Below are 13,600 nucleotides of genomic sequence, written 5' to 3' on the forward strand. Positions count from 1 at the left end.
GCCCGCTCCAGACCGCCACACCGAGACTCCCCCCCACCCCGCCTGCCCCCCCAACCAAATACACCTCATAAACAAAATTCGTGGGGCGGCCCTAATAAAACCCCCGCCCCCCCTTCTTCATGTCTTGCGCGCGCGGAGCCTCAACTCAGCGGCAGGCGCGGGAACTTGCGTTCCTTCGCGGCGGCCGCCTGCTCCGCCTTGGCGACGGCCGCGTACTGGTCGACGTACTCCTGCTCGGAGAGCATCAGGATCGCGTACATGATCTCGTCGGTGATGGCGCGCAGGATGGCCTTCTCGTTCTCCATACCTGCGTAGCGGGAGAAGTCGAGGGGCTTGCCGAAGCGGATGGTCACCGGGTGGATGTTCGGGATGACCTTGCCGGGCGGCTGGGCCTCGAAGGTGCCGATCATCGCGCAGGGGATGACGGGGACCTGGGCCTTCAGGGCCATGACCGCGACGCCGACCTTGCCCTTGTAGAGGCGGCCGTCGTGCGAGCGGGTGCCCTCGGGGTAGATGCCGAGCAGCTCGCCCTTGCTCAGGACGCCGAGGCCCTCGCGGATGGCGGCCTGGCCCGCCTCCTTGCCGGAGCGGTCGACCGGGATCTGGCCCGCGCTGCGGAAGAAGGTCGCGGTGAGACGGCCCCTGATGCCGGGGCCGGTGAAGTACTCGGCCTTGGCGAGGAACGTGATCCGGCGCTTGAGGACCGCGGGCATCAGGAAGTGGTCCGAGAACGAGAGATGGTTGCCCGCGACGATCGCCGGACCCGACTCCGGTATGTGGTCGAGACCCTCGATGCGGGGCCTGAAGACCAGTCTGAGCAAGGGACCCAGAATCACGTATTTCAGGACGTAGTAGAACAAGGGGGGTCGCTCCTCACTCCGGCGGGTCGGCTCGACCGATCTGTTCTCGCAGGTCACCCGGTCTCTCGTGGGCTGCCAGTGTAGGGGCAGGCGGCGCAGTGTGGAACCGGTGGAGATCAGCCTGCCGTCGACACGGCCGAGGGCGGCGAGAAGGAACTCTCGCCGCCCTCGGGACGCAACTGCCGCCGGTCCGGCGGGACTTACACGGACGCGGTGCGCGCCCTGCGGCGGTACAGCGCGAACGCGGTGGTCGCGCCCGCGGCGGTGACCAGACCCGCGCCGATCGCGATCGCCGGCGTGTTGGAGGCGGTGCCGCCGGCGGCGACGTTCTGCGCCTTCAGGTCCTGGACGTACGCCGGGTACGGGGCCGTGGTGGCCGTCGACGACGTCTGGGAGTAGTGCGGGATCCGCTTGACCGACCGCACGGAGCCGTTCGTGTTCAGCAGCACCTGCTTGTCGTTCGGGTGCTTGAAGTCGAACATCCCGGCGAGGCTGCCGGCCCGCCGGTCGAAGGACGAGTCACCGATCCGGCCGGTGTGCCAGTTGTCCTCGATGAACTGGGTGATCGACGCCTGCTCGGTCGGCGTGTGGTCGATCTTGTTGACCTTGCTGTAAGGCGAGACGACCAGCAGCGGCTGCCGGGTGCCGGGGCCGCAGCGGTCCGCGTAGCCGCCCTTGGCCGCCGGACCGGACTGGCAGGCCGGGCTGTCGACGGCCTTGCCGTTCGAGCCGACCGTCGAGTCCGTGGAGCCGTTGAGCACCTTGGAGGTCACGTGGTCGTACCAGCCGTCGGAGTCGTCGTAGGCGATGACGACCGCCGTCGACTTCCACTCCGGCGACTTCTGGATCGCGTTGATCTCCTTGATCAGGAAGTTCTGCTCGTCGGCCGGGTCCGAGTAGCCGGCGTGCCCGTCCTGGTACTCGGCCGCCTTCAGGAAGCTCACCGCGGGAAGGTTGTCGGCCTTCAGCGCCGCGTCGAAGTCCGTCAGGTCGTAGTTGTGGTTCGCCCGCCCGTTGTGGCCGATCTCGGCGACCGACTTCGGCGCCAGGTGGTGCGGGTTCGACGTCGACTTGTAGTACTCGAACGGCGAGTGGTGCGGGCTGTAGTCCTCGGAGGCCGCGCCGCCCACGTTGGTGTGCGTGGTGCCCCCGCACTTGGCGTAGTCGCCGCTCTTGCCGTCCCACGCGGTGCTCGGCCGGAAGCCGCCCTGGAACCAGCCCCAGGTCACACCCTTGTTGTTGAGCAGGTCACCGATGTTCTTGCCCTGCATCACCGCGAGCGCGCTGGTCGAGGTGTGGTCCTTGTCCGAGCAGTCGTCGAAGGCCGGGTCGGGGTCGTTGATGACCGTGCCGACACCCTTGGCGTTCGGGGAGACCACGGCGTACGAGTCCGGGGTCGTCGTCTGCTTCGGGTTCTCGGTGCCGGAGGCCGGGTCGACCGAGATCACACCGTGCGTCTGACCCGATATCAGGTTCAGCGCGCCGGGCGTCGAGGGTCCGAAGACCGAGCTGAAGGAGTGGTCGTTCAGCGCGAACTGCTGGGCGTAGTTCCACATGCCCGTGACGGTGTTGCCGTCGTAGTAGTCCATCACCAGACCGGGTTCACCGAACAGGCCGGTGCACTTGTTGACCTCGGTGTTCTCGACGTACTTGTCGGCCTTGGCGCCGTCGGCCGCGTACTGCTCGGGGCCGTAGGAGTGGTTCTGGTCGCAGGTCATCACCTGCGAACTGCTCAGCCGGGTCGGCGTGTAGAGGTTCGGGTTCGTCTTCAGCAGCCCGGCGTTGAGGAGGTTGTCGGCCTTCGGCGTGTGGGCCGCGGCCTTGAACTTCGTGCCGTCCGTGTTGGCGGCCTTCGGGTAGGTGGCGAAGTAGTGGTCGAACGAGATGTTCTCGTCGTAGAGCACCACCACGTGCTTGATCGGGGTGGCCGTGCGGTTGCTGCCGGAGTGCTGGTGGCCGCCGGAGTTCGCCACCGCGGGGACGACCCCGCCCGCCGTGGCCAGCGCCGCCGCGCCGAGCAGGGCGCCCACGCGGGTCAGGCCCCGCCGCGCGCCTGGAGTTCTTCCTGTGCCGATCATGCTGTCTCGCCTTTCGGGAGCCACTGTTCTCGCTGCCACGCCACCCATGGCCGTGACGCCTACGGCCGTAGCCTGGGCAATCGTGACGGCGGGGCGGGGGAGCGGCAATGACGCGAGAGCGAACGCCCGGTCAGGAATTTCTCATGGTCTGTTGGCCTCTTCTTGACCCCGCTCTCAGGTCAGCAGGGTCCGGCCCAGCCAGTCGGCGGAGTCACGAACCCCGGGCAGCGCGAAGAAGTAGCCCCCGCCGTACGGCGAGACGTAGTCGACCAGCGGTTCACCGGCCAGCCGCTTCTGCACGGTCTCGAACTGCCGGGCCAAGTCCTGCTGATAGCAGCAGAACAGCAGCCCCATGTCGAGGTTGCCGTTGCTGTCCATGCCCCGGTCGTAGTTGTAGCCCCGGCGCAGGATGCGCTGGTCCGCGCTCTGCGTGGTGCGCGGGTTGGCGAGCCGGATGTGGCTGTCGAGCGGGATCACATCGCCCTGCGGGTCCTGCGCGAAGTTCGGGATGTCCTTCTCGTGTCGGCCGTCCAGCGGGGCGCCGGTGTCCCGGGCGCGGCCGAACATCCGCTCCTGCTCGGTGATGGAGACCCGGTCCCAGAACTCCACCAACATCCTTATCAGGCGTACGACTTGATAGCTGCCGCCGGTCGTCCACGCCGGCTCGCCGCTGCCGGACCCCACCCACACGAGGTCGTTCATCGCGCGGGCGTCGGTCACCTCCGGGTTGGCGATGCCGTCCTTGAAGCCCAGGTGGTTGCGCGGGGTGCCCGAAGGGCGCGGCGGGCTGATGAACCCGTCCGTCCGCCACCGCACCTGCATGCCCCCACGCGTGTGCCGGGTGACATCGCGCAGGGCGTGCAGCACGGTGTCGGAGGTGTCCGCGCAGAACTGCACGCTCAGATCACCGTGACACCAGGCGGAGTCGAGGTCGTCATCGGGGAAGGCGGGCATCGCGGTCAGCCGGCTGGGCACGCGCTTCGCGAGCCCGTAGCGGTCGTCGAAGAGCGAGGCGCCGACGCCGACCGTGACGCTCAGCCGGTCGGCCGGGAGGTCCGGGCCCAGCGTGCCGGAGTCGGCGGGCGGCGCGGTGATGCCCAGGTCCTCCGGGCTGCCGCCGGAGGTCAGGAAACGCGCCCGGTCGGTCAACGTCCGCAGCAGATCGGTGAGTTCGGCCCGGTTCTCGGCGGTCGTGTCGAAGGAGACGAACGCGGTGGCCCGCTGCGCGGGGGTGATGATCCCGGCCTGGTGGAGCCCGTGGAAGGGCACGCGCGCACTGGTCTCCGTCGTCGCGGCCGACGCCGTACCCCGGTCGGCGGCCACCAGACCGGCACCGGCCACGGCCGCCGCGCTCGCCAGGAACCCCCGGCGGCCCACTTCGTTCGCGCGCTTCACGCGGTCCTCCGTACGTCCGTGAGGGCGGCCACATCGGCCAGCCGCTCCACCAGTCCACCGAGGTCGGAGTCGACCTTCTCCCTTTGCGGACGGGTGAGTTGGGCCAGCGGCGTCCACTTCCCGGAGTGGTCGAAGCCGTCCAGGGTGTGCTGCGCCCGGTCCATCCAGTCGCCGAGCTCGGCGTAGCCCGCGTCCCGGGTCTTCAGCAGCGGGCCCAGATAACCGAGCAGTACGCGCGTGCCGTCGAGGTTGGCGCGGGCGGTGGCCAGATTGGTTCCGCTGCCGTAGTCGGTGCGGCCGGTCAGCTCGAACTGCAGCGTGTTCTCCAGGATTTCGTGCGCGCGCAGCCCCGTGTCGGACGGGTCCATCCGCTGGGAGGGCCAGCTGCTCTCCAACGCGTGGACGTCCTTGGCGAGTTGGTCGGCGGGACCGCGCAGCTTGCCTGCCGACTCGCCGTGCCACAGCCCGTACTCGACCCGGTGGAATCCGGTGAACCCGGCGTCGCGCACCCCGCCGTTCAGCCCGGCCGTGGTGCCGTTGATCGCCCCGTCGGAGTCGCCGAACGTGCCGTAGGCGGCGCCCATCCGCTCGTAGACGAGATGCGCGGGCAGCCACGCCCTGCGTGCCGCCGCGAGATCACCGTGATCGACGGCGGCACGCAACACGTCGGTCTTCCGGGCCAGTTCGACGGTCCGGGCCTGAATCCACTTCTGGTAGGCCAGGGTTGGCGGGATCAGCTCCTGCTGCGTGATCGGCACGGCGGCCGGGCCGCTCTTCACCTTCGAGCCGGTGATCCGCACGGTGGGCCCGGTCACGGCGTCGGCGTCGTCGGGCAGACACTTGAAGGCGTACGAACCGTTGCCCAGGGTCACCCCGAGCGGCCGCACCGTCCCCGGCGCCAGCCCCTCGACCTCGCCGTAGACCGCGCCGGTCGTCGGATCGGTCAGATACACCTCGGCCGCAGTGCTCGACGTGTTGTGCAGCTCGAAGACCTGGTGCCCCGCCTGCGGATGCGTCCAGCCGGTCCCGCAGCCGGAGGTCGCGACCTCGACGGTGGTGTGCGGCAGCCCGTCGGCGGCGGCAGGGGCCTTCCCGCCCGAGCCGGACCCCCGGGCGGCCAGCACACCGGCCGCCACAGCCGCCACGACGACCAGGGCACCGGCCGCGAGCAGGACCGTACGGCGGCGGGCCGCGGGAACCGACGAGGGCGCCGGCGGACCGGGCTCGGTCTCGGGTTCGGCTTCGGCGCCGCGCGCGGTTCCGGGCACGCCGGGCCTCCAGGGGAGTCGTACGAAAGATGGCGGTACCAGCGATCTTATGAGCGCCCCGCGGCCCCCACCGCGCCCCTTGACCCTGTTCTGACCGGAGGGCGGGCGAGAATTCGCCCGGGGTTCACCCGGGGGTTCGCGAGCACCACGGTCCGCTGCGCGGCGCTGCACGGTGGGCTACGGCTGAGCCGCGCACGTTGACACCCGGGTGGGCCTCGGCCGCCGGGGCGGTTCGTGAGCCCCGGGTGCGGTGGGCGGCCGGCCGCGCGGACGGTTCGCGGCGAAGGCGGAGGAGAGAGCGGAGGAGGCGGAAGCGAGGGGGCGCGGCGCTCTTCCCCGCCGCGCCGCCCGCCGGGGCACCTCGCCGGGGCCATCGTTCTGATCGGGTCGGGTCCAGTCGCGCGGCGGTGTCCCGCGTCGAATCGAGGAGCGTGGCCGGCGGAGCGGTGCGGGACGCCTGGCCGGCGACAGGGGCCGACCAGGGTGGCGCGGCCGCCGCCCGGGAACAACCGGGACCCGCCCGGCGCTGCTCCTGGTACCTCGCCGGGTATTCAGAGAAGGGTCGTGGACGAGATGATTCGGTCAGGGCAGGAGCCGCTCCCGCCGTCGGGTGAAGCGCCGTTGGTGACCACCTGCGGTCGGCAGGTCGCGGTGAAGCGGCTGCTGCTGGCGCTACCGGAGCGGCCGATCACCCGGGTCACCTTGGACGTGGGTCCCGTCGTGCGGGGCGAACCCGGCCTCTGGGCCTCGCTGACGGTGGCCGAGGCCCGCGACCTGGCCCGCCGTCTCCTGGCGCAGGCCGCCCTGGCGGACGCCGGCGCTTCGGCGGAGCGGTCCGCGGCGGACAACTAGCCGATTCTGCGGGGAGTCGGGCGCGCCCATGCGATCTCGGCCGAGGCCCGTGACCTTGCCGGGCGGTCGCTCGCGCGCAGGGCCCAGGTCGACACCGTCACCCTCAGAGGCCCCCAGCGGTCGGGACCGGTGGTTGGACCGACTCCCCGCGCCGGTCCAACCACCCGTCGCCTCAAGCCCCTTGCGTCAGCACCCTCTCCAACGCGCCCACGGCGGACCGGAGTTCGTCCGCCGTGATGGTCAGCGGCGGGGCCAGCCGGATCGTGGAGCCGTGGGTGTCCTTGGCCAACACGCCCTCGCGCATGAGGCGTTCACTGATCTCGCGGCCGGTGCCGATGGCCGGGTCGACGTCGACGCCGGCCCAGAGGCCGCGTGAGCGGAAGCCGACGACGCCCTTGCCGACCAGCTCGGTCAGGCCGTCCCGCAGGACCACGCCCAACTCGGCCGCCCTGTGCTGGAATTCACCGGTCTCCAGGAGTTCGACGACCGCCGTGCCGACCGCCGCGGCGAGCGGGTTTCCGCCGAACGTCGAGCCGTGCTCGCCCGGGTGCAGCACCCCCAGTACCTCGCGCCGCGCGACCACCGCCGACACCGGCACGATCCCGCCGCCCAGCGCCTTGCCGAGCAGCAGCACGTCCGGGACGACCCCCTCGTGCTCGACGGCGAGGGTGCGGCCGGTGCGGCCGAGGCCCGACTGGATCTCGTCCGCGATGAACAAGCAGCCCTTGCGGGTGGTGAGTTCACGCACACCGGCCAGATAGCCGGCGTCCGGGATGATCACCCCGGCCTCGCCCTGGATGGGCTCGATGAGCACCGCCGCCGTCGTCTCGTCGACCGCCGCCTCCAGCGCGGCGAGGTCGTTGTACGGCACGATCCGGAAGCCCGGCGTGAAGGGACCGAAGCCCGCCCGCGCCGTCTCGTCGGTGGAGAAGCTGACGATCGTCGTCGTACGGCCGTGGAAGTTCTCCGCCGCGACGACGATGGTGGCCCGGTCGGCGGGGACGCCCTTCACGTCGTAGGCCCATTTGCGGGCCACCTTGATACCGCTCTCGACCGCCTCCGCGCCGGTGTTCATCGGCAGCACCATGTCGAGGCCGGTCAACTCCGCGAGCCGCTCGGCGAATTCGGCGAGGCGGTCGTTGTGGAAGGCGCGGGAGGTGAGCGTCAGCTGGTCGAGCTGGCGGTGGGCGGCCTCGATCAACGCGGGGTGGCGGTGGCCGAAGTTGAGGGCCGAGTAGCCCGCGAGCATGTCGAGGTAGCGGCGGCCCTCGACGTCCTCCACCCAGGTGCCCTCGGCGCGGGCGACGACCACGGGCAGCGGGTGGTAGTTGTGCGCGAGGACCGGCTCCTCGGCGCGGATGAGGTCGGCGGAGGTACGGGCACTGGCGGGTGCGGTCATGAGCGGATCTCCTGGGTGCAGCACTTGATGCCGCCGCCGGCTTTGTGGAACTCCGACAGGTCGACGGGGACGGGGAGGTAGCCGCGTTCGGCGAGGCGTGCGGCCAGCGCCTCGGCCTGGGGCGCGATGAAGACGTGCAGGCCGTCCGAGACGGAGTTGAGGCCGAACGACATCGCGTCCTCACGGGTCGCGAGCACCGCGTCCGGGAACAGCCGCGCGAGGACCTCACGGCTGCCCGGCGAGAACGCCTCCGGGTAGTAGCAGATGGTGTCCTCGTCGAGGACGAACAGCGCCGTGTCGAGGTGGTAGAAGTACGGGTCCACCAGCGTCAGGCTGATCACCGGGACGCCGAAGAACTCCTGCACCTCGCGATGGGCCTCGCGGGTCGTACGGAACCCGGTGCCGGCCAGCAGATAGCGGCCGGTCGGGATCAGGTCGCCCTCGCCCTCGCTCACCGACTCGGGGCGGTAGACGTCGTAGCCCGCCGCCTTGAACCACATGTCGTAGTGGTCGGACTCGGGGCGCCGCTCGGGCGCGTGGAAGAGGGAGCCGAAGACGCGGCCGTCGACGACGACCGCCGAGTTCGCGGCGAAGACCATGTCCGGGAGGCCGGGGGCCGGGGGCACGGTGTCGACGGTGTGGCCGTGCTCGCGGTAGGTGTCGATCAGCGTCCGCCACTGCTCCTGGGCGAGATCGACGTCGACCTGGTGGTCGGGATGCATCCAGGGGTTGATCGCGTACTGCACGGCGAAGTGTCTGGGTTCGCAGACGAGAAAGCGCCGCCGGCGCCGCACACGGGTCTCGGGCACAGAGGGGTTCCTCCGCTTCCTGTGATGTCGACTGGGGTTGACACCAAGGTAGGAAGAGACCAATACGCGCGACAAGCGATGAAGGCTGCGTGTCCGCGCAGGAATGCTGCGTCTTCGGTGGGGTCAGCGCAGGTCTGATGCGTCACCCGGGGCGGGGTGGGTGGCGCCCGCTTCCGGGCTTTCCGGGAGGAGGTGGGACAGCACCATCACGCTGATCGTCTTCCGGATGAACGGCTCCTGCCGGATGCGCTCCAGCACCTCCTCGAAGTGGTCCACATCGGTGGCCCGCACGTGCAGCAGCGCGTCCGCACCGCCGGTCACCGTCATCGCCGCGGTGATCTCGGGATGGTTGCGCACCACCTCCGCGAGCCGCCTGGGGGGCGCGGCGCCCTCGCAGTACACCTCCACGTACGCCTCCGTGCGCCACCCGAGCGCGGACGGCCGCACGGTCGCCGTGAAGCCGGTGATCACACCCGTCTCCCGCAGCCGGTCCACCCGCCGCTTCACGGCCGTCGCGGACAGCCCGATCGCCGCGCCGATCTCGGCGAAGCTGGTCCTGGCGTTCGCCATCAGCGCGTTGATGATCTTCCGGTCGAGCTCGTCGAACGGCGTGGTCCTGCTGTTCATGTCGGCACTGTATCCAGCGCCAACGTCCACGCCCGGCACATGTCCAGGCGTACGAATTCCTCCTACACTCCACCTTCATGCTGCGCGCCCTCGCCGTCGACGACGAACGCCCCTCGCTTGAGGAGCTGCTCTATCTGCTGAACGCGGATCCACGCATCGGCAGCGCGGAGGGCGCGGGCGACGCGACCGAGGCGCTGCGCCGTATCAACCGCGCCCTGGAGTCCGGCCCGGGCGGACCCGAGGCCATCGACGTCGTGTTCCTCGACATCCAGATGCCCGGCCTCGACGGACTGGACCTGGCACGGTTGTTGACGGGATTCGCGCAGCCGCCGCTCGTCGTGTTCGTCACCGCGCACGAGGACTTCGCCGTACAGGCCTTCGATCTCAAGGCAGTTGACTACGTCCTCAAGCCCGTCCGCAAAGAGCGCCTCGCGGAGGCCGTGCGACGGGCGGCCGAACTCGGCGGCGCCGCACCGCGGATACCCGTGCACGAACCCGACCCCGACCACATCGCCGTCGAACTCGGCGGTGTCACCCGCTTCGTGGCCGTCGACGACATCACCCACGTCGAGGCACAGGGCGACTACGCCCGGCTCCACACCGACCGCGGCAGCCACCTCGTCCGCATCCCGGTCTCCACCCTCGAAGACCGCTGGCGCTCGCGCGGCTTCGTCCGCATCCACCGCCGCCATCTCGTCGCCCTGCGCCACATAGGCGAACTCCGCCTGGACGCGGGCACGGTGAGCGTCCTGGTCGGCGGCGAGGAACTCCAGGTCAGCCGCCGCCACACCCGCGAACTGCGGGACCTGCTGATGCGGAGGTCCTGACGGTGCCTCAGGAACCCACGGAGCGCCGGGTCGTTGTCACAGGGCCGTCCCGCCGCACCCGCCGCGCCTCCGGCTACTCCCGCCCGCGCACCGAGATCGACGAACAGACCACCCTCGGCCACACCTACGTCCGCTCCCTCATGCGCACCCAACTCCGCGCCGCACTCACGGTGTTCGCGGTCCTCGTCCTGCTCGTCGGCCCACTGCCGCTGGTGTTCGCGGCGACCCCGGACTCCCGCCGCCTCGAATGGCTGGTCCTCGGCTTCTGCCTCTACGCCCCGCTCGTCCTCCTCGCCCTCTGGTACGTGCGCCGCGCCGAACGCAACGAACGCGACTTCGTACGCCTCGTAGAGGACCGCTGAGCCGCGTGAACTCCAGCTACGCGGTTCCGGCGGTCGCCCTCGTCGTGGTGGTGACCGTCCTCGTCGGCGCCTTCGGCCTGCGCATCTCCCGCACCACCTCCGACTTCTACGTCGCATCCCGCACCGTCGGCCCCCGCCTCAACGCGGCCGCCATCAGCGGCGAATACCTCTCCGCCGCCTCCTTCCTGGGCATCGCGGGACTGGTCCTCGTACAGGGCCCCGACATGCTGTGGTACCCGGTCGGCTACACCGCCGGATACCTGGTCCTGCTGCTCTTCGTCGCCGCCCCGCTGCGCCGCTCCGGTGCCTACACCCTCCCCGACTTCGCCGAGGCCCGGCTCGCCTCGCACGCCGTACGACGCCTCGCGGGCGCGTTCGTCGTCGGGGTCGGCTGGCTGTACCTCCTGCCCCAACTCCAGGGCGCGGGGCTGACGTTGACCGTCCTCACCGGCGCCCCCGACTTGCTCGGCGGACTGATCGTGGCGGTCGTGGTGGTCGCCACCGTCGCGGCCGGCGGCATGCGCAGCATCACCTTCGTGCAGGCCTTCCAGTACTGGCTGAAGCTCACCGCGCTGCTCGTCCCCGCCCTCTTCCTGGTCCTCGCCTGGCAGAGCGACGGAGCACCCCGGCACGCCTTCGAGGAACCGGCCGCCTTCCGCGAACAGCGCGTCGTCCGTGTCGACGACACCCTCGACCTCAAGCTCGACCACCCCCTGACCGTCACGGTGAACGGCACGGTCGACGGCCGCCGCCAACGTGCCGAGCGGCTCCAACTCCCCACCGGCACCCACCACATCGCAGCCGGCACCCGCCTCACCTTCGCCAAGGGCGCCACCGTTCCCGTCGCCGACCGCGGCACCAACGGCGGCATGTCCACCTCGCTCGCCGCGAGCCGCGAGGAACGCCCGCTGTACGCCACGTACGGCCTCATCCTCGCCACCTTCCTCGGCACCATGGGCCTGCCGCACGTCGTCGTCCGCTTCTACACCAGCCCGCACGGCGTCGCCGCCCGCCGCACCACGGTCGCCGTCCTCGGCCTCATCGGCGCCTTCTACCTCCTGCCGCCCGTCTACGGCGCGCTCGGCCGCCTCTACACCCCCGAACTCACCATCACGGGCGACGCCGACGCGGCCGTACTCCTGCTGCCCGACCGGATGATCGGCGGCGTCGGCGGGGATCTGCTCGGCGCGCTGGTCGCGGGCGGCGCCTTCGCCGCGTTCCTGTCCACGGCGTCGGGACTGACCATGGCCGTCGCGGGAGTCCTCACCCAGGACGTCCTCCCGTCGCGCGGGGTACGGCACTTCAGACTCGGCACGGTCCTCGCGATGGTCGTCCCTTTAGTGGCGAGCGTGCTGGTCGGCGGGCTGCCCGTCGCCGACGCGGTGGGCCTCGCGTTCGCCGTCTCGGCCTCCTCCTTCTGCCCGTTGCTGGTCCTCGGCATCTGGTGGACCCGGCTCACCCCGCCCGGTGCGGCGGCCGGGATGCTGGTCGGCGGCGGCTCGGCGTTCGTCGCCGTGGCCGCGACCATGGCGGGCTTCCCCGGCACCGGCTCCCTGCACGCGCTGCTCGCGTGGCCCGCGCTCTGGTCGGTACCGCTGGGCTTCCTCACGATGGTGCTGGTGTCCCTGGCCACGCCGGGCCGCGTGCCGACGGGGACTGCGGCGATCCTGGCGCGCTTCCATCTGCCGGAGGAACTGCGGGCGGAGGTGAAGGCGTGAGAGCACGTCAAGCCATGGGAGCGGGCGCATGAGCGGTTTCCTGGCCGGCCTCTGTGTCGCCGTACTCCCGCTGCTCGCCGCCGGTTTCTGGCTCGGGCGGCGCACCGCGCGCCCCGAGAGCCTCGGCGGGCTCGGCACCCCCGTCGAGCACGCCACCTTCCAGACCCTGCACACCGCCTCGCTCGCCGCACCGCCGCTGCGCGCGGGCCTCACCGAGGAGACAGCCCGCCGTTCGGCCCGCAGACTGCGCACGCTGCTGGGCACCGACGCGCTCTGTCTGACCGACCAGAAGCAGGTCCTCGCCTGGGACGGTGTCGGCGACCATCACCGGGCCGAGATCATGGAACGCCTCTCGGGCCCGCTGGAGACCGGCCGCGGAGAGGCGTTCCGGCTCAACTGCGACGCCCCGGACTGCCCGTTGCGCTGGGCGGTGGTCGCCCCGCTCACCGTCGACGACCGGGTCCACGGCGCGCTGGTCGCCTGCGCGCCCCGCGAGTCCGCCGTCCTGGTCCGGGCCGCCGGAGAGGTCGCCCGCTGGGTCTCCGTCCAACTGGAGTTGGCGGATCTGGACCAGTCCCGTACCCGGCTGATCGAGGCCGAGATCAAGGCACTTCGGGCCCAGATCTCCCCGCACTTCATCTTCAACTCGCTCGCGGTGATCGCCTCGTTCGTCCGCACCGACCCCGAGCGTGCCCGCGAACTGCTCCTCGAATTCGCCGACTTCACCCGCTACTCGTTCCGCAGGCACGGCGACTTCACCACCCTCGCCGACGAACTCCACGCCATCGACCACTACTTGGCACTCGTCAGGGCGCGCTTCGGCGAACGCCTCTCGGTCACGCTTCAGATCGCCCCCGAGGTGCTACCGGTCGCGCTCCCGTTCCTGTGCCTGCAACCGCTGGTCGAGAACGCCGTGAAGCACGGCCTCGAAGGCAAGGCCGACAAGAGCCGCATCAGCATCACCGCGCAGGACGCCGGCGCCGAGGCGCTCGTCGTCATCGAGGACGACGGCGCCGGCATGGACCCCGATCTGCTGCGCCGCATCCTCGCGGGCGAGGTCAGCCCCTCGGGCGGCATCGGCCTGTCCAACGTCGACGACCGGCTCCGCCAGGTCTACGGCGACGACTACGGCCTCGTCATCGAGACCGCCGTAGGAGCGGGCATGAAGATCACCGCCCGGCTGCCGAAGTACCAGCCGGGCGTGCACTCGGCGAGCCGCCGCAGCGAGCCGTAACGAGCCCTCAGGTGCTGCGCGTGGCCACCATCCCGAGAGTGATGAGCCCCAGCACGACCCAGCCGAACCACAGCCAGCCGTTGCTGCCGAGCGCCACCGTGTAGGCCGTCACCACCACCAGCCCGCCGACGGTGATCACCCCCATGGTCTTCGTGGAACCGGGCATCGCGA

Annotated in this window: 13 protein-coding genes; 5 read left to right on the forward strand and 8 right to left on the reverse strand. The window is 70.9% G+C overall.

The genetic code is table 11. The features are described from left to right. Positions 1-140 precede the first annotated feature (140 nt). From ACFXC1_RS00920 to ACFXC1_RS00935, 4 genes are all read right to left on the reverse strand, one after another. A complete protein-coding gene (locus ACFXC1_RS00920; RefSeq protein ID WP_381236989.1) occupies positions 141-860 on the reverse strand; it encodes a lysophospholipid acyltransferase family protein in 720 nt (239 codons plus the stop codon). A 200-nt stretch (positions 861-1,060) separates the two neighbouring features. Next, positions 1,061-2,938, reverse strand: coding sequence for a phospholipase C (locus ACFXC1_RS00925; RefSeq protein ID WP_381236991.1), 1,878 nt, complete (start codon positions 2,936-2,938; stop codon positions 1,061-1,063). Positions 2,939-3,112: 174 nt separating this feature from the next. After that, positions 3,113-4,333, reverse strand: a complete 1,221-nt coding sequence (gene efeB, locus ACFXC1_RS00930) for an iron uptake transporter deferrochelatase/peroxidase subunit (protein WP_381236993.1) — start codon at positions 4,331-4,333, stop codon at positions 3,113-3,115. Then, a complete protein-coding gene (locus ACFXC1_RS00935) occupies positions 4,330-5,601 on the reverse strand; it encodes an EfeM/EfeO family lipoprotein (protein WP_381236996.1) in 1,272 nt (423 codons plus the stop codon). Before ACFXC1_RS00935 ends, efeB begins: the two co-directional genes overlap by 4 nt. A gap of 573 nt (positions 5,602-6,174) precedes the next feature. Between ACFXC1_RS00935 and ACFXC1_RS00940 the strand changes: the two genes are divergently transcribed. Next, entirely contained in the window at positions 6,175-6,453 is a 279-nt protein-coding gene (locus tag ACFXC1_RS00940) for a hypothetical protein (RefSeq protein WP_381239378.1), read from the forward strand. Between the two features lie 172 nt (positions 6,454-6,625). Here the strand turns inward: ACFXC1_RS00940 and rocD are convergent, their stop codons facing one another. From rocD to ACFXC1_RS00955, 3 genes are all read right to left on the reverse strand, one after another. Continuing rightward, positions 6,626-7,852, reverse strand: coding sequence for an ornithine--oxo-acid transaminase (gene rocD / locus ACFXC1_RS00945; RefSeq protein ID WP_381236999.1), 1,227 nt, complete (start codon positions 7,850-7,852; stop codon positions 6,626-6,628). Then, positions 7,849-8,661 (reverse strand): dimethylargininase, encoded by an 813-nt coding sequence (gene ddaH / locus ACFXC1_RS00950; protein ID WP_381237002.1) that lies wholly within the window; start codon positions 8,659-8,661, stop codon positions 7,849-7,851. The genes rocD and ddaH overlap by 4 nt, the downstream gene beginning before the upstream one ends. Before the next feature lie 123 nt (positions 8,662-8,784). Beyond that, entirely contained in the window at positions 8,785-9,288 is a 504-nt protein-coding gene (locus tag ACFXC1_RS00955; protein ID WP_362983075.1) for an Lrp/AsnC family transcriptional regulator, read from the reverse strand. A 77-nt stretch (positions 9,289-9,365) separates the two neighbouring features. Between ACFXC1_RS00955 and ACFXC1_RS00960 the strand changes: the two genes are divergently transcribed. The 4 genes from ACFXC1_RS00960 to ACFXC1_RS00975 are packed head-to-tail and all read left to right on the forward strand — an operon-like array spanning position 9,366 to position 13,429. Beyond that, positions 9,366-10,115, forward strand: coding sequence for a LytR/AlgR family response regulator transcription factor (locus tag ACFXC1_RS00960; protein WP_019070929.1), 750 nt, complete (start codon positions 9,366-9,368; stop codon positions 10,113-10,115). A 2-nt stretch (positions 10,116-10,117) separates the two neighbouring features. Continuing rightward, positions 10,118-10,477: a hypothetical protein gene (locus tag ACFXC1_RS00965; protein WP_381237006.1), complete on the forward strand. Its 360-nt coding sequence runs from the start codon at positions 10,118-10,120 to the stop codon at positions 10,475-10,477. Between the two features lie 5 nt (positions 10,478-10,482). Next, positions 10,483-12,195, forward strand: a complete 1,713-nt coding sequence (locus ACFXC1_RS00970) for a sodium/solute symporter (protein WP_381237008.1) — start codon at positions 10,483-10,485, stop codon at positions 12,193-12,195. Between the two features lie 28 nt (positions 12,196-12,223). Next, a complete protein-coding gene (locus ACFXC1_RS00975; RefSeq protein ID WP_381237011.1) occupies positions 12,224-13,429 on the forward strand; it encodes a sensor histidine kinase in 1,206 nt (401 codons plus the stop codon). Positions 13,430-13,436: 7 nt separating this feature from the next. Here the strand turns inward: ACFXC1_RS00975 and ACFXC1_RS00980 are convergent, their stop codons facing one another. Continuing rightward, on the reverse strand, positions 13,437-13,595 hold the full coding sequence (locus ACFXC1_RS00980; protein ID WP_019070924.1) for a hypothetical protein: 159 nt from the start codon (positions 13,593-13,595) through the stop codon (positions 13,437-13,439). Positions 13,596-13,600 lie beyond the last annotated feature (5 nt).

Source organism: Streptomyces hokutonensis (assembly GCF_042751305.1).
In the GTDB taxonomy this organism is placed as follows: Bacteria; Actinomycetota; Actinomycetes; order Streptomycetales; family Streptomycetaceae; genus Streptomyces; species Streptomyces hokutonensis_A.

Coding starts and splice junctions, on each gene's coding strand:
- ACFXC1_RS00925 (WP_381236991.1), bottom strand. CDS start 2,938: ATGATCGGCACAGGAAGAACTCCAGGCGCGCGGCGGGGCCTGACCCGC.
- ACFXC1_RS00940 (WP_381239378.1), top strand. CDS start 6,175: ATGATTCGGTCAGGGCAGGAGCCGCTCCCGCCGTCGGGTGAAGCGCCG.
- rocD (WP_381236999.1), bottom strand. CDS start 7,852: ATGACCGCACCCGCCAGTGCCCGTACCTCCGCCGACCTCATCCGCGCC.
- ACFXC1_RS00955 (WP_362983075.1), bottom strand. CDS start 9,288: ATGAACAGCAGGACCACGCCGTTCGACGAGCTCGACCGGAAGATCATC.
- ACFXC1_RS00960 (WP_019070929.1), top strand. CDS start 9,366: ATGCTGCGCGCCCTCGCCGTCGACGACGAACGCCCCTCGCTTGAGGAG.
- ACFXC1_RS00975 (WP_381237011.1), top strand. CDS start 12,224: ATGAGCGGTTTCCTGGCCGGCCTCTGTGTCGCCGTACTCCCGCTGCTC.
- ACFXC1_RS00980 (WP_019070924.1), bottom strand. CDS start 13,595: ATGCCCGGTTCCACGAAGACCATGGGGGTGATCACCGTCGGCGGGCTG.